This is a genomic window from Mesorhizobium sp. L103C119B0 (assembly GCF_000502235.1).
Taxonomy (GTDB): Bacteria; Pseudomonadota; Alphaproteobacteria; order Rhizobiales; family Rhizobiaceae; genus Mesorhizobium.
Genome location: NZ_AYXE01000021.1, coordinates 40,083 through 55,219, shown reverse-complemented (window position 1 = coordinate 55,219; position 15,137 = coordinate 40,083). Strand labels below are relative to the sequence as shown.

15 protein-coding genes are annotated in these 15,137 nt (G+C 62.1%); 7 read left to right on the top strand and 8 right to left on the bottom strand.

All coding sequences use genetic code 11. The features are described 5' to 3' along the window. The first annotated feature begins 10 nt into the window (after positions 1-10). On the top strand, positions 11-1,249 hold the full coding sequence (locus X728_RS140765) for an FAD-dependent monooxygenase (RefSeq protein ID WP_023832813.1): 1,239 nt from the start codon (positions 11-13) through the stop codon (positions 1,247-1,249). A 222-nt stretch (positions 1,250-1,471) separates the two neighbouring features. Here the strand turns inward: X728_RS140765 and X728_RS140770 are convergent, their stop codons facing one another. From X728_RS140770 to X728_RS140790, 5 genes are all read right to left on the bottom strand, one after another. Continuing rightward, positions 1,472-2,137 carry a TIGR02117 family protein gene (locus tag X728_RS140770; RefSeq protein WP_023832812.1) on the bottom strand — a complete coding sequence of 222 codons (666 nt, stop codon included), beginning with the start codon at positions 2,135-2,137 and terminating at the stop codon, positions 1,472-1,474. 99 nt (positions 2,138-2,236) lie between these two features. Further along, positions 2,237-3,040, bottom strand: coding sequence for an amino acid ABC transporter ATP-binding protein (locus tag X728_RS140775; RefSeq protein ID WP_023671483.1), 804 nt, complete (start codon positions 3,038-3,040; stop codon positions 2,237-2,239). An 84-nt stretch (positions 3,041-3,124) separates the two neighbouring features. Further along, complete coding sequence (locus tag X728_RS140780) at positions 3,125-4,282, bottom strand: amino acid ABC transporter permease (protein WP_031195954.1); 1,158 nt, start codon at positions 4,280-4,282, stop codon at positions 3,125-3,127. 4 nt (positions 4,283-4,286) lie between these two features. Then, complete coding sequence (locus X728_RS140785; RefSeq protein WP_023671481.1) at positions 4,287-5,474, bottom strand: amino acid ABC transporter permease; 1,188 nt, start codon at positions 5,472-5,474, stop codon at positions 4,287-4,289. A 62-nt stretch (positions 5,475-5,536) separates the two neighbouring features. Next, complete coding sequence (locus X728_RS140790) at positions 5,537-6,565, bottom strand: amino acid ABC transporter substrate-binding protein (protein ID WP_023671480.1); 1,029 nt, start codon at positions 6,563-6,565, stop codon at positions 5,537-5,539. A 458-nt stretch (positions 6,566-7,023) separates the two neighbouring features. On the opposite strand from X728_RS140790, the gene X728_RS140795 reads away from it, so the two are divergent. The 5 genes from X728_RS140795 to X728_RS140815 all read left to right on the top strand — a co-directional run bounded on the left by X728_RS140795 (position 7,024) and on the right by X728_RS140815 (position 11,242). Further along, positions 7,024-8,193, top strand: coding sequence for a cystathionine beta-lyase (locus X728_RS140795; RefSeq protein ID WP_023832810.1), 1,170 nt, complete (start codon positions 7,024-7,026; stop codon positions 8,191-8,193). 225 nt (positions 8,194-8,418) lie between these two features. Continuing rightward, a complete protein-coding gene (locus X728_RS140800; RefSeq protein WP_023684330.1) occupies positions 8,419-9,573 on the top strand; it encodes an HPP family protein in 1,155 nt (384 codons plus the stop codon). Positions 9,574-9,611: 38 nt separating this feature from the next. Continuing rightward, positions 9,612-10,280 (top strand): RNA polymerase sigma factor, encoded by a 669-nt coding sequence (locus X728_RS140805; protein WP_031195951.1) that lies wholly within the window; start codon positions 9,612-9,614, stop codon positions 10,278-10,280. Between the two features lie 115 nt (positions 10,281-10,395). Beyond that, positions 10,396-10,920 (top strand): DUF4142 domain-containing protein, encoded by a 525-nt coding sequence (locus X728_RS140810; protein WP_023705691.1) that lies wholly within the window; start codon positions 10,396-10,398, stop codon positions 10,918-10,920. Between the two features lie 10 nt (positions 10,921-10,930). Next, positions 10,931-11,242 carry a cupredoxin domain-containing protein gene (locus X728_RS140815; RefSeq protein WP_023832808.1) on the top strand — a complete coding sequence of 104 codons (312 nt, stop codon included), beginning with the start codon at positions 10,931-10,933 and terminating at the stop codon, positions 11,240-11,242. Here the strand turns inward: X728_RS140815 and X728_RS140820 are convergent. Then, positions 11,218-12,102, bottom strand: a complete 885-nt coding sequence (locus X728_RS140820; RefSeq protein WP_023832807.1) for a crotonase/enoyl-CoA hydratase family protein — start codon at positions 12,100-12,102, stop codon at positions 11,218-11,220. The genes X728_RS140815 and X728_RS140820 overlap by 25 nt on opposite strands. 81 nt (positions 12,103-12,183) lie before the next feature. Here X728_RS140820 and X728_RS140825 point away from each other — a divergent pair, with 81 nt between their 5' ends. Further along, complete coding sequence (locus X728_RS140825; protein ID WP_023832806.1) at positions 12,184-12,774, top strand: TetR/AcrR family transcriptional regulator; 591 nt, start codon at positions 12,184-12,186, stop codon at positions 12,772-12,774. Positions 12,775-12,873: 99 nt separating this feature from the next. Here the strand turns inward: X728_RS140825 and X728_RS140830 are convergent, their stop codons facing one another. Together X728_RS140830 and X728_RS140835 are read right to left on the bottom strand one after the other, a co-directional pair. Beyond that, a complete protein-coding gene (locus tag X728_RS140830; RefSeq protein WP_023756417.1) occupies positions 12,874-14,100 on the bottom strand; it encodes an anion transporter in 1,227 nt (408 codons plus the stop codon). A gap of 767 nt (positions 14,101-14,867) precedes the next feature. Continuing rightward, positions 14,868-15,104, bottom strand: coding sequence for a hypothetical protein (locus X728_RS140835; RefSeq protein WP_023671471.1), 237 nt, complete (start codon positions 15,102-15,104; stop codon positions 14,868-14,870). Between the last annotated feature and the right edge of the window lie 33 nt (positions 15,105-15,137).

Below are 15,137 nucleotides of genomic sequence, written 5' to 3'. Positions count from 1 at the left end.
GACAAGCCCGATGGAAGACATCAGGTCCCGGCAGGTCATAATCGCCGGGGCCGGCATCGCCGGGCTGACCGCCGCCCTTGCCTTCGCCGGACGAGGTTATTCCGTAAAGCTGATCGAACAGGCACAGCACCTCGAAGCGGCCGGCGCGGGCATCCAGCTTTCGCCCAATGCGACGTGCATCCTTGGAAAGCTCGGCGTTCTCGACCGGCTGCTGCCGGCAGCCTCGCGGCCCGAAGCGGTGGTGCTGAAGGATGCAGCGACGCTGCGTGAACTGGCGCGGGTGCCGCTTGGGCAAGCCGCCGAAGCGCGCTGGCAGGCGCCTTATCTCGTCGCCCACCGCGCCGATCTGCAGGCAGCGCTGTTGGCGCAAATGGCTGAACGGCCGCAGATTGAGCTCGTCACCGGCGCCCGCGCGACCGGCATCGTCAAAGACGCGCAATATGTCGCCGTGACCGCCGAAGTGGACGGCCGCGAGATCGAGGCACGCGGCAAACTGCTGATCGGCGCCGATGGCGTCTGGTCGGCGGTCCGGGCGCAACTCGCAGGCGAGGACTTCGTCAAAAGCCGTTTTTCGGGCGAACTCGCCTGGCGGGCTACAATCGCAGCCGACGGTGCGGCCGGAGAAGCCTTTGCCGCGATCGTCGCCGCCGACTGCGTCACCACGTTCCTGCATCCAGGCTTCCACATGGTCGCCTATCCCGTCAGCAAAGGCCGGGCCTTCAATCTCGCGGCCTTCACCAAGGGTGAGCGCATGGCCGAAGGTTGGTCGGGCCATGCCGATCCCGCGATCCTCACGGCTGCCCTGCGCGGCACCGCGCCGGGCCTGACGAAGCTTGTGGCACTGGCCGGCCCATGGACGGCCTTTCCGATCCACACCGTCGAACAACAGCGGTGGACAAGCCCGCAGGGCATCGCGCTGATCGGCGACGCCGCGCACGCGATGACGCCGTTTGCGGCGCAAGGTGCCGCGATGGCGATCGAAGATGCCATCACGCTTGCCGACGCTATCGCCGATTTCCCTGGCGATCTGCCCAGAAGTTTTCAAATCTGGGAAAATCTTCGGCGGCCGCGTGTCGCCAAGGCCGCGCGTCGTGGGGCCGTAAACCGCCTCGCCTGGCATGCTGCCGGCCCGGTGGCGATCGCCCGCAATCTGTTCCTGGCCATGCGCTCGCCCGACAAGCTCGCCGCCGACCTCGACTGGCTCTATGGATGGCGAGCGGACACTCGGCAGTCTAGATCGTCGACGTAGCGATCCTTCCCACCCCCTCTGTCCTGCCGGACATCTCCCCCGCAAGGGGGGAGATTGGATGTCGCCGGCGCCTTCGCCAAAATCGCCGGCGTTGCAGCAGGAGCGCCGCGGGCAAAACGGCTGATCTCCCCCCTTGCGGGGGAGATGGCCGGCAGGCCAGAGGGGGGTGCTGTCCCGCTGACTTCAAAAGATCCAACACTGTCGCGATGCGATGAAGGACTGCTAGTTATAAAACCGCATCGACAAGCCCAGCGAGGCCGGCAGCGGGTTCCACCAGCCGGTGCGCAGGCCGGCGGTGCGCAGGCCGGCGGCTGTCCAGGTGTTGCAGCCGACAAGCGCGTTGAAATGGCCGTTCGCCTCGAAGAAGCGGTCGAAGCTGGAATAGGCGGCGTTCTCGATGACGACCGGACCATGCGGCCCTTGCTGGAAACTCGCGTCGATATAGTCGAGCAGCGCTGCAAAATGCTCCTCATCGATGTCGAAACCGGTGACAGCACGGTGCGGCTCGGCGATGGTCCCGGCGATATCGACATGCATGACCGAGGCGTCCAGTGTCAGCGCCTTGAGGACGGGCACTGCCTTCAGCTGCGACCAGCTCGGCGTCTCCAGATAGAAGGCCCGGCCGCCCCAGCCAAAGACGATGTAGCGCACTTCTGGGGCGTCGACGGGGATGCCGGCAGCGACCAGGAAATGGAAGCGCCGGCGCACCTCGTCATCGACGGGAATGGCGATGTCGGTGTGGATCGGATTCTCCAGCACCAGAATATGGCGCGTGCCCTCACCCGCCGCTGACGCCGGCCACAGCGGACGCGGCACCAGCGTGCCGAGCGTGGCAGCGAGCGCGACCACGATAATCAGCATGGCCAGGAAACGCAGGGCTTTTCTCATGCGGCGGCGGCTTTGCGTTTCAATGGAGAAGATCGACCCCAGATAGCAAAAGAGCCCGGCCGCATTGCAGCCGGGCTCTTTTGCTTCGCATGAAAATGCTCAGTGCAGGATCTGCGACAGAAACAGCTTGGTGCGCTCGTGGCGCGGATGGTCGAAGAACTCGGCCGGCGTGTTCTGTTCGACGATCTGGCCCTGATCCATGAAGATCACCCGGTTGGCGACTTTGCGGGCAAAGCCCATTTCGTGGGTGACGCACAGCATGGTCATGCCTTCCTCGGCCAGGCCCACCATCGTCTCCAGCACTTCCTTGATCATTTCTGGATCGAGCGCCGAGGTCGGCTCATCGAACAGCATAATGCGCGGGTTCATGCACAGCGAACGCGCGATCGCCACGCGCTGCTGCTGGCCGCCCGACAGCTGGCCCGGATATTTGTTGGCCTGTTCGGGGATCTTGACGCGCTTGAGGAAGTGCATCGCGATTTCCTCGGCCTGCTTCTTCGGCGTCTTGCGCACCCAGATCGGTGCCAATGTGCAGTTCTCCAGGATGGTCAGATGCGGGAACAGGTTGAAGTGCTGGAACACCATGCCGACCTCGCGGCGCACCTCGTCGATCTTCTTGAGATCGTTGGTGAGTTCCTTGCCGTCGACGATGATCTTGCCCTTCTGGTGCTCTTCCAGCCGGTTGATGCAGCGGATCATGGTCGATTTGCCCGAGCCCGAAGGACCGCAGATGACAATGCGCTCGCCGCGCATCACCTTGAGGTTGATGTCCTTCAGCACATGGAACTCGCCATACCATTTGTGCATGCCGATGATGTCGATTGCGACATCGGTGGTCGAGATGTGCATCTTCTTGGCATCGACCTTGATCTCTTCGGCGCTGACGGCGTTTTCTATGACCATGGCAGGTTCCCCTTTTTGTTCTGTCTTTTAGCTATGATGCATGTCGTTGTCCCAAAACCGCTAAACACTTTTGGGCGACATGCATCAACGTTTGTGGCCGGTGTCGAGCCGGCGTTCCGTGTACATCGAATAGCGCGACATGCCGAAGCAGAACAGCCAGAAGACGAAGGCTGCAAAAATGAGACCGGATCTCGCGGTCTGTGGCGTCGCCCAATTGGCGTCCGAGAAGTTCTGCTTGACGACGCCAAGCAGGTCAAACATCGAGATGATGATGACGAGGCTTGTGTCCTTGAACATACCGATGAAGGTATTGACGATGCCGGGGATGACCAGCTTCAGTGCCTGCGGCAGCACGATCAGCACCATCTTCTGCCAGTAGCCCAGGCCAAGCGAATCCGCCCCCTCATACTGGCCCTTGGGGATCGCCTGCAGGCCGCCGCGCACCACTTCGGCCATGTAGGCGGCGGCAAACAGCGAGACGCCGATCAGCGCCCTGAGATATTTGTCGAACGAAACACCAGCGGGCAGAAACAGCGGCAGCATGACGCTGGCAAAGAACAGAACGGTGATCAGCGGGATGCCGCGAACGAACTCGATGAAGACCACGCACAGTGTCTTGACGATCGGCATCTTGGAGCGCCGGCCGAGCGCCAGCACGATGCCCATCGGCAGCGACACGGCAATGCCGACAAAGGACAGGCTCAGTGTCACCAGCAGCCCGCCCCATAGCTGGGTCTCCACATGCGGCAGGCCGAAGATGCCGCCGACCAGGAGCACGAACGCGATGATCGGCAGTGCCAGGAATAGAAGAATGGCGTTCAACCCCTTGCGCGGCACGCGTGGCATCAGCAACGGCACCAGCAGCGCCACGAACAGGACGGCGACCAGGATCGGCCGCCAGCGCTCTTCCAGGGGATAGCGGCCAAGCATCAGCTGGCCGAACTTCGCGTTGACGAAGGCCCAGCAGGCGCCTGACCAGCCGTCCGGCTGGATGCCGCCTTGCGCCACCGTGGCGCATACAGTCCGGTCCGGCCCCGTCCACTGGGCGTTGATGAAGGCCCAGTTGACGATGGGCGGCACGATCATCATCACCAGCGCAATAGCCACTACAGTCAGGATGACGTCGCCCACCGAACCGATCAGGTTCTTGCGAACCCAGGCCAAAGGCCCCCGCACGCCGGCCGGGGCTTGTTGAGCGAGTGCCATTTCGGTCCGCACCCAGGAGGTATCATGTTCCTGCATGGTCTTACCTCTCCACCAGCGCCATCCTGGCGTTGACCACATTCATCACCGCCGACGTCACCAGGCTGATGATGAGATAGACGACCATCATGATCAGCACGCCCTCGACCGCTTGACCGGTCTGGTTCAGCACTGTGCCGGCGATCGCCGTCAGGTCGGGGTAACCGATGGCAATGGCCAGCGACGAGTTCTTGGTCAGGTTGAGATACTGGCTGGTCAGCGGCGGGATGACGATCCGCATGGCTTGGGGAACGACGACAAGCCGCAGGATAGATCCCGGCCGTAGCCCCAAGGCGCCAGCCGCTTCGGTCTGACCCTTGCTGACGCCGAGAATGCCGGCGCGCACGATCTCGGCGATGAAGGAAGCCGTGTAACAGGACAGCGCCAAATAAAGAGACAGGAACTCCGGCCCGATCTGAAAGCCTCCGGTCAGGTTGAAGGTCGATTGTTTTGGAAAGTCGAAGCTCAAGGGAAAGCCGCTCAGCGCATAGGCCAGGAGCGGCAGGCCGACGATCAGCGCCGCCGAAGTCCAGAATACGGGAAACTGCTGGCCGGTTGCCATTTGCCGCTGGCGTGCCGTGCGCGCGACAAAAAACGCCATGGCGATGCCGACAAGCAAGGCGACAAACATCAGCCAGGAGCCGTCGCCCCAGATAGCGCGCGGAAAATAGAAACCGCGTTGGTTGAGGAAAGAGCCGAACGGCAAATTGAAACTGTCGCGAGGCGCCGGCAGTACCGCGAGCACGCCTGAATACCAGAAGAAGATCACCAGCAGCGGCGGGATGTTGCGGAACACCTCGACATAGACCGTGCAAATCTTGCGAACCAGCCAGTTGCGCGATAACCGGCCGACGCCGACAATGAAGCCAATGATGGTCGCGGTGATAATGCCGGCAACGGCGACTATAATGGTGTTGATAAGCCCGACGACAATGGCCTGGCCATAGGTCGAATCAGAATCATAAGCGATGGGCCTGACTGGAATGTCAAAGCCTGCTCGGTTGTTCAGGAAGCCAAAACCGGAAGTAATATGCAGGCGCTGCAGGTTGACGATGACGTTGTGGACGATCCACCAGACGCCCGCCACCAGCAAGATGACAACCACCGCCTGGAAGAAAAACCCGCGGACTTTCGGATCGTTGATGAAGGAACCGCGGCTCGGCTCCTCGCGAAGAACTTCCTGCGATGCCATTGCTCATCCCCTGGAAAGAGAAACCGGAAGGCAGATGATCTGCCTTCCGGATCACATTTCGATCAGCGGATCGGCGGTGCGTATTGCAGGCCGCCCTTGGTCCACAGCGCATTGATGCCGCGCGCGATCTTCAGCGGGCTGCCGGTGCCGACATTGCGCTCGAACATCTCACCGTAATTCCCGACTGCCTTGACGATGTTGACGACCCAGTCATTGCTCACGCCAAGGTCGGTTCCGATCTTGGTTTCGGCTTCCTGACCGAGCACGCGCTTGATCTCCGGATTATCCGAGGTCTTCATCTCTTCGACATTGGCCTGGGTGATGCCCAGTTCCTCTGCCTGCAACAGGGCGAAGTAGGTCCACTTGACGATATGGTACCACTGGTCGTCCCCCTGGCGTACGGCGGGGCCGAGCGGCTCTTTGGAGATGATCTCGGGCAGCACGACATGGTCGGCCGGCGCACTCAGCGTCAGGCGGATGCCATAGAGGCCGGATTGGTCGGTGGTGTAGACGTCGCAGCGGCCGGCGTCATAGGCAGCGTTGACCTCTTCCAGCTTTTCGAAGACGACCGGGTTGTACTCCATCTTGTTCGCCTTGAAGTAATCGGCGAGGTTGAGCTCGGTGGTGGTGCCGCTCTGCACGCAGACTGCCGCACCTGAAAGCTGCAGCGCCGAATTGACGCCAGGCAGTTTCTTGGCGTTGATCATGAAACCCTGGCCGTCATAATAGGTGACGCCGATGAAGTTCAGGCCAAGCGCGGTATCGCGATTGATGGTCCATGTGGTGTTGCGCGACAGGAGATCGATCTCGCCCGACTGCAACGCGGTGAAGCGCTCCTTGGCGCTGAGCGGCGTGAACTTGACCTTGGAGGCATCGCCGAAGACTGCACCAGCGACAGCGCGGCAGAAATCCGCGTCGATGCCTTTCCAATCGCCTTTGTCGTCAGGCGCCGAGAAGCCGGCCAGGCCCGTCGAGACACCGCACTGGATGAAGCCCTTCGCCTTGACGGTATCGAGCGTTGTCGCCGACGCGGCCGAAGCCATCCATCCAAGCGCAGCGGCACCGAGAATGCCAATTGCAATATGTTTCATAACCCACAGACCCTTTTCTGTTTTCAGGTAAACCCTGATCCTCAGGCAAATCCTGATCTTTTCCCGCGTGAACCCGGCTCCCATCCGGCTCATTCCGGAACCTCGCGTCGTAACCGACGCCCGGCCCCTCCCATTCACGAACTGCATCGAAGGCGATTATCTCTGTGAGGTCAAGGGAAATGACCGTTTCACGACAGCTTTGAAAACCAATTGCCGCAAATGCCTGAATTGCGGACAACACCCTCAGGAAAGCAGCAAGCCCCGCAAACAAAAACGGCAAAGTCCGTCGACGCTAATCCACATCCACTCATGAAATCCGCGGCTCTGGATTGCCACGCGTTCCAGACTATTCATAGGGGAATTGGCCTATGCAAAGGGCACCGCGTGGCGGGCGCCCGCTGTTGCACGGCCAATGCCGCCGCTCTATGGCTAGCGCTTTCACCACAAGGCGAAGAGCAATGGCGACTGACGGCAACGAAATGGGTATCAACACGCGGCTTGCCCATTCGGGCAACAATCCGCACGACTATTTCGGCTTCGTCAATCCGCCGATCGTGCATGCCTCGACCGTGCTCTATCCCAATGCGTCGGTGATGGCGGCGCGCAGCCAGAAATACACCTATGGCACACGCGGCACGCCGACCACCGATGCGTTGGCGCATGCGATCGACGCGCTGGAAGGCTCCGCCGGCACAATAATCGTGCCGTCGGGCCTGGCGGCGGTGACCGTCCCGTTGCTGGCGTTTCTCTCGGCAGGCGATCACATCCTGATTGTCGATTCCGTCTACCATCCGACCCGCAATTTCGCCGACACGATGCTGAAGCGGCTGGGTGTCGAGGTCGAGTATTACGATCCGCATGCCGGCGCCGGCATCGCCAGCTTGATCAAGCCGAACACCAAAGTCGTGTTTACGGAATCACCGGCCTCCAACACCTTCGAGGTGCAGGACGTTCCGGCGATCGCCAAGGCGGCGCATGAAACGGGCGCCATCGTCATGATGGACAACACCTGGGCAACGCCGCTCTATTTCCGTCCGCTCGACCACGGCGTCGATATCTCGATCCATGCGGCGACGAAATATCCGGCCGGGCATTCGGACGTGCTGCTGGGCACAGTGTCTGCCAATGCCAACTGCTGGAAGCAGCTTTGCGAGACGTTCTACACGATGGGCTGCTGCGCCGGCCCCGACGACGTCTACCAAGTCCTGCGCGGCCTGCGCACGATGGGCGTTCGGCTGGATCACCATCAAAAGAGCGCGCTTTCGATTGCCACCTGGCTTGAAGGCCAGCCCGGCGTGGCCCGCGTGCTGCACCCGGCGCTTCCCAGCCACCCCGACCACGCGGTGTGGAAGCGTGATTTTTCCGGCTCGAGCGGCATCTTTTCCATCGTGCTCAAAGGCGGCGGCCAGAGACAGCAGCATGCCTTCCTCGATGCGTTGAAAATCTTCGGTCTCGGCTATTCCTGGGGCGGCTATGAGAGCCTTGCCGTGCCGGTCTTCCTCGGCGACCGTACCGTCGCCAAGGGCCCCTATGACGGCCCGCTGATCCGGCTGCAGATCGGGCTTGAGGATGTCGAGGACCTCGAGGCCGATATCCTGCGCGGGCTGGAAGCGGCCGCTGCGGCATGACACCAGCAAACTTGCCAAGCTGATTCCGCTAGCCGGCTTAACCCGTTGAAAGGATTGGCGAGCGACTTTCGTAGGACGATCGACCTCGCAACCCGCTCATGGGTCGACCAAGCGCAATGTTATTTCCCCAACGTGCGCTTTTTCGGATCGGTTTGACTTTCAAAATCGTCGGGCCAACGCCATTGCAGGCGCTGCGCGCACAATTCCAGCCGGACTGAGCTTGCCATGGCCTTTCGTCTCTTTGTCCCCATTCTCGCCGGCGCGACGCTGCGCGAGCGCCTCATCGCCTGCATCGGGGCGATGATCGGCATTGCGCTGACCGGCGCGATCGGCGCGCTGGTGCTTGGCAATGGCCCGCATGTGCCGCTGCTGGTGGCGCCGATGGGGGCGTCGGCGGTGCTGCTGTTCGCGGTGCCTGCAAGCCCGCTGGCGCAGCCATGGTCGATCATCGGCGGCAATACAATATCGGCGCTGGTCGGCGTGATCGTGGCCCATTTCGTCCATCAGCCCGTTCTCGCCACGGGCATTGCCGTGGCGATGGCGATCGCCGCCATGTCGTTCTCGCGCTGCCTGCATCCGCCGGGCGGAGCCGCCGCACTGACCGCCGTGCTCGGCGGGCCGGCCGTGATCGGTGCCGGCTTCCTGTTTCCGTTCGTGCCGGTGGCGCTGAACTCCATGATGCTGGTCGCGCTCGGCTATGCTTTCCACAGGCTGTCGCGACGCAGCTACCCGCATGTGCCGGCCCCTGCCCCGAAAAGCACGCACGGAACCAGCGATCCGCCGGCTCAGGAGCGCATCGGCTTCCGGGCCGAGGACATCGATGCCGCGCTGGCTGCGCTCGACGAGACCTTCGACATCGACCGCAACGATCTCGAACAACTGCTGCGACAGGTCGAACTGCAAGCGACGATGCGCGCACACCGAACCATGTTGTGCGAGGACATCATGTCGTGCGACGTGATTTCGGTCGATGAACACGCGTCCGCCGATCGGGCGCGTCATCTGCTGCTCGACCACAATATCCGCACGCTGCCGGTTGTAGACAAGGACGCCAGGCTGGTCGGCACCGTTGGATTAAGGGAATTGGCGCGAGCCGACGAAGCCGTCGGAAGCGTTACCTCGACAGCGTCGACCGCCGCCGCCGGTACGCCCGCCATGGCCCTGCTACCGGTGCTCACCGACGGCCGCACCCATGCAGTCATCATCTTGGACGGGGACAGCCGCATCCTTGGCCTGATCACGCAGACCGACCTGCTTGCGGCCACGGCGCGAGTGCAGGCTGCTGACAAGCCGCTGGCGGAAGCAGTATTTCTAGGCGCCGTCGGAGCCGGGCGAAAATGGCCGGGAACCTTTTGCCGGCGATGTCATCCAATGTCTTGATCGAGGTTTCGGACGGGGATTGGATCGAGGAACTGGCCATGCCTGCTATGTCTTTACCAATGCCCACGGCTGCTTCAAGCGAGATGCTTCTCGTGCGCCGCGCGCTGGCACGCGAAGGCAACGCCTTCTGCATCATCATGAAGACCCATAATCAGCGGCTCTATCGCATCGCTCGCGGGGTGGTGCGCAACGATGCCGAAGCCGAGGACATCGTCCAGGAGGCCTATGTCAGAGCCTTTGCCCATCTCGATGCCTTTCGCGGGGAGTCCTCATTGGCCACCTGGCTGTCGCGCATCGTCATCAACGAGGCGCTCGGTCGTCTGCGCAAAAGGCGGCGGACGGTGGCGAAAAACCCGCAAGCCGAAATCATCCAGTTCCCCCTCAATCCCAGCGACGATCCGGAGCGGACGATGGCGCAGCGGCAGATCCTCGAGTTGGTGGAACGGGCGACCGACAGCCTACCCGATGTTTATCGGACGGTGTTCGTGGCGCGGGTTATCGAGGGGCTCAGTATCGAGGAGACCGCCGAGCTGCTTGGCGTGCGGCCGGAAACCGTCAAGACAAGGCTACACCGCGCCCGCGCCCTGGTACGCAAGGCACTCGACGACCAGATCGGGCCGGTGCTGCTCGACGCCTTCCCGTTTGCCGGCCGGCGCTGCGACAGGCTGACCAGCGCCGTCATGCAGCGGCTCGGCCTGGAGAGCTGATCATCGGCTGATTTGGCCGATTTCCCCGGGAACGTTTGCCGCCGCTGCGCATCCAATGACCGTCAACTGAAAAACACGGCCCGGCGCGATCCCGCGTCCGGGCGAAGGAGATGCCATGGTTACCCGACACACCGCCGCCCTCGCTGCCTTGCTGCTGCTTGGCGCTGCCCCGCTCGCACAAGCCGCCGACAAGCCGACGGACCCGCAGATCGCCCACATCGCCTACACGGCAGGCGTCATCGATGTGGAAGCCGCCAAGCAGGCGATCAAGAAATCGAAGACCAAGGAGGTCGTGGATTTCGCCAACGACATGGTGCGCGATCACGAAGCGGTCAACGCGCAGGCACTGGAACTGGTAAAGAAGCTGAAGGTGACGCCGGAAGACAACGCAACCAGCCAGGCGCTGACCAAGGCTGCGGCCGAGGAGCGGGCGAAGCTCGCCAAACTCGACGGCGCAGCCTTTGACAAAGCCTATGTCGACAACGAGATCGCCTACCACAAACAGGTCGACGGCGCGCTTGAAACCCTTTTGATCCCATCGGCCAGTAATACCGAGTTGAAGAGCCTGCTGGAGACCGGCCTGAAGATTTTCCAGGGCCATGAACAGCACGCCGAGCATGTTGCAGGTATGCTGAAGTAAGGACCAGGCTATGTCGAAACGGCAGCTGTGGATTGCACTGGCGCTGGTCTTCGGGACCTCACCCGTGCAGGCCGAAACCATCCAGGTCACCATCAACAAACTTGTCTTTTCGCCGGCCACCGTCGACGCGAAGGTCGGCGACACGATCAAGTGGGTGAACAAGGACGTGTTCGCACATACGGCTACCGTCAAGGGTGGCTGGGAAGTGATGATCCCGCCGAAGACAACAGCGAGCCTGACCCTGCGGAAGGCGGAAGCGGTCGAATATTTCTGCCGCTTCCACCCCAACATGAAAGGTCATGTGGCCGTGACGGCGCCTTGATCCCGGTCCGCAAGCCCGTCCTGCTGCGTTGAGGCTCGCCTGGCTTCATCCGGACGGGTGATGTGTGTCCACGAGCCGTCACAGCCCGGCTGGCGCCGTGCGATCCAGGCATCCAGCCCTTCGCGCAGATCAGCGGTCGGAGCCATGCGGGCGAACTGCTCGGCCTCGACAGCCAAGCCTTCCGCGATGCTCTGGTTCAGGCCCCTCGCCACTGCTGTGAGGATCGAGGCAATTGCTGCAGGAGAATGTCTGGTCATGCGCCGGGCAAGATCAATTGCGGCGGGCATCAGCTCCTCATGCGGCACCACCTGGTTGACGAGGCCGAGTTCGACGGCGCGGGGCGGCGGGAACCAATCGCCGGTCAACAGCAGCTCGAGCGCCCTCTTGCGCCCTGCCAGTCTCGGAAGCCGCTGCGTGCCGCCGAAAGTAGGCGGCATTGCAAGGTTGATCTCAGGCTTGGCGAACAAGGCGCGGTCGCTGGCGATAGCGAGCGGCACGGCTTCGGTGATCTCGCAGCCGCCGCCGAAGGCGATGCCGTTGACGGCGGCGATGACGGGCTTGCGGAATGCCTCCAGCCTTGCCGTCAGCCGCTGTCCGCGCATGACGAAGTCGCGCAGGGCAACGTCGACGCCGATGGCCACGCTGCCTGAGAATTCATGGATGTCGCCGCCGGCGGAGAAGGCGCGCTCTCCTGCTCCAGTGAGGATGACGGCGCGGATGGCGTCGTCGGTCTCGGCGGCATCGAGGAGCGCAAGCAGGCGATCAATCAGCGCATAGTTCAAGGCATTGAGCTTTTCCGGCCGATTAAGTGTGAGGATGGCGATCCCGTTGCGGGCCTCGGTGAGCACAAGCTCGGTCATGTCTTTTCCTTCCCTGTGTTTGTCGACGGAGAGGATCAGGCTTTCGGTTGTATGTATATTCACTAGTCGGTATACTTGCGTATGAGCGAAGCACTAAGCCCTACCCGCAAACGCATTGTCGATGCCGCAACGAAGCTGTTCTATGCCGAGGGGATCGGCCGCGTCAGCGTCGATGCAGTGGCGGAAAAAGCCGGGCTGACCAAGCGCACGCTCTACTATCATTTCAAGAGCAAGGACGATTTGATCGCGGCCTATCTCGACGGTCGCGACCAGCCGAACCTCAAGCAGATGGCCGGCTGGTTCGAGACGGCCGAAGGCGATGTCGAGCGCAAGGTCGAGGCGATTTTCACCAATCTGGCGCGCGTGGCGAAGCACCCGAAATGGAGAGGCTGCGGCTTTCTGCGCACGGCAGCCGAACTCGCTTCCATGCCCGGACACCCGGCCGTTAAAGCGGGGGCGCGGCATAAGCAGAATTTCGAGACCTGGCTGGCCGGCGAACTCACAGGCCACGGCGTCGACGAGCCGCGGACCCTGGCGCGCGAAATCGTGCTTTTGATGGACGGCGCGTTCTCGATCATGCTGATCCACCGCAACCCCGACTATGTCGAGGCCGCCGGACATGCAGCTGCAACGCTGGTTCGGGCAAGGTCAGGGTCGGCGACTATCCGCTAGAGCGTTCACCGTTTAATGGAGACGGCGAAACACGCTATCTCTTTGTTTTGACGCAATTCCGGACCGAAAAACCGCTTCACACTTTTTCCTGGAATTGCTCTAGAATCCAGCCGCCAGCCATGCCGTCCCAACGGCAAGGGTCAGCAGCGTCAGTGGCAGGCCGACCTTGAAGAAGGCTGAGAAGGACAGCTGCGTGCCGGCCGCCCGCGCCTGTTCGGCGACGATCAGGTTGGCGACTGAGCCAAGCAAGGTGAAGTTGCCGGCCAGCGTCGAGCTCATCGCCACCACCAGCCAGGCACGCCCGGGGTTTTCAAGGCCGGGTACGAATGGCCGCAGCGCCAGCACGGCCGGAACATTGCTCATGATGTTGGAGAGCACCGCGGTGAAGCCCGATAGCCGCCAGACGTCGTCCAGCCCGAGGTTCTTGGCCGAGGCGATGATGTCGGGCGTCAGCAGCGTCTTTTCGGCGCCGGCGACAACGATGAACAGGCCGGCGAACATGAACAGCAGCGGGCCGTCGATCTCGCGGTAGATGCGTGCCGGCTTGATGGCGCGGGTGAGCAACAGGATGGCGCCGCCGATGAGCGCTGCCTTGGCAACCGGAACGCCGGCGAAGAAGGCGATGGCCAGGCCGATGCAGACAACCACCGCCTTCAGCACCTGTCCCGGCAGCATGCGGCCGCGATAGACCTCCGGGTTGAGATCGGCGGTGCGGGCGAATTCGGCGCGGTAGACGATGCGCACGATTACGATGACCGCGACGAGGCCGAAGAGGGCAACCGGCGCCAGGGCGGCCGAAAAGGCTGGGTAGGAAATTCCCGACAGCGCGCCGATGACCATGTTCTGCGGGTTGCCGGTGATGGTGGCGACGCTGCCGCAGTTGGACGCGGTGGCGGTGGCGATCAGATAGGGAATGGGATTGCGATTGATGACACGGGTGACGTGGACGACGATCGGCGCCATGACCAGGCAGATGGCGTCGTTGACCAGGAACGCCGACAACACGCCGGTCAACAGCGTCACCATCACCAGCAGCACGAAAGGCGCGTGCGCATGCTCGATAGCGTAGGCGCCAAGCGCCCGGAAGGCGCCCGACACCTTCAGATGCGCCACCACGATCATCATGCCGAGCAGCAGCGTAATGGTGTCGAAATTGATGGCGCGATAGGCATCTTCCATACTGAGTGCGCCGATGGCGATCATCGCCGCCCCCCCCAGCAAGGCGATCCCTGCCCGGTCGAGACGGAGGCCTGGAATACGCCCGATTGCGACGCCGGCATAAGTCAGGACAAGGATCAAAAGTGCCGCTGCGCCCATCAATGTCATTGGCAGACATCCTTGTCCAAACGAACCGACGCAGGAACGGACTGTTCCCGCCCAGGCATTTGCCGGGCAGCTTTAACGCCGCTCCAGCAAAGCGAAAGCCTATAACGATCCGAATGCGAAAATCGGTGGGCAAAATCGCGGGTCGACCGATGCCGGGAGCAACCGGAGCTTGACTTTGAGACGGCCGAAATTGGGAACGAGACACGCGCGGCGGACTGCCGGTGGCCTGAGATCGCCATCCGCGAAACTTCCCCCTCGGAAGGCTCGTGATCTATGTGATTAAATTCTAATTTAGGCTTTCCGGGTATGGATAGCTTAGCCGTATTTCGGCCTTGGGGTTTCAGATGGTCCAGGTTCTTGAGAGGGAATGCCGTGTCTCGGAGAACGAGGCTCTGCTGGCGCGTCCGATAGAATGTCCACAATGCCACGGAACCCGCAAGGTGTTTGTCTGTGCCCGGTGGGCGAGCTCGAACGGCCATTGCTGCCCTGGAGGAACACACCGGCTCAGGTGCCCCGGTCACAGCGTCACGTGCATGGAGTGCGAAGAGAACCTTGAGCGTATCTGAAAGCGATCGCGACCATTTCCTGTTCGGAAAACGCAAAAAGCCCGCTCCGGCGAACCGGAGCGGGCTTTGCAACAATACGCCAAGAGTACCCTGCTGAGACCAGTACCCTGCCGAGAGCCGACCCGCTTTGCGTTTCCGCCACTGCAATAAATTGGTAGCGGCACTTCCAGAAAAAGCGATTGTTGGCTAACCGCCGTCGGATTACTCGCCCGACTGGCCGTCGCCAGTCACACTGCTGCCCAGAATTCCAAAGTCCTGAGACTTTGTTCCTTGTCCCGCAGTCAGGAATCCATCCGCATCCAGGCCGCGCCGCAGCAGTTCCCGCACTGCCGCGGACCGGCTTGGCATGCGCTTTTCGAAGCGCCAGTTTTCCAAGGCAGCCAATTCCTCGGCTGTCAGCATGATCTGCAGTCGCTCGGGTCGTTCCAGCTCGGCCATTCGCGCCTCCAACCGTCAAGACCAAAAATATGG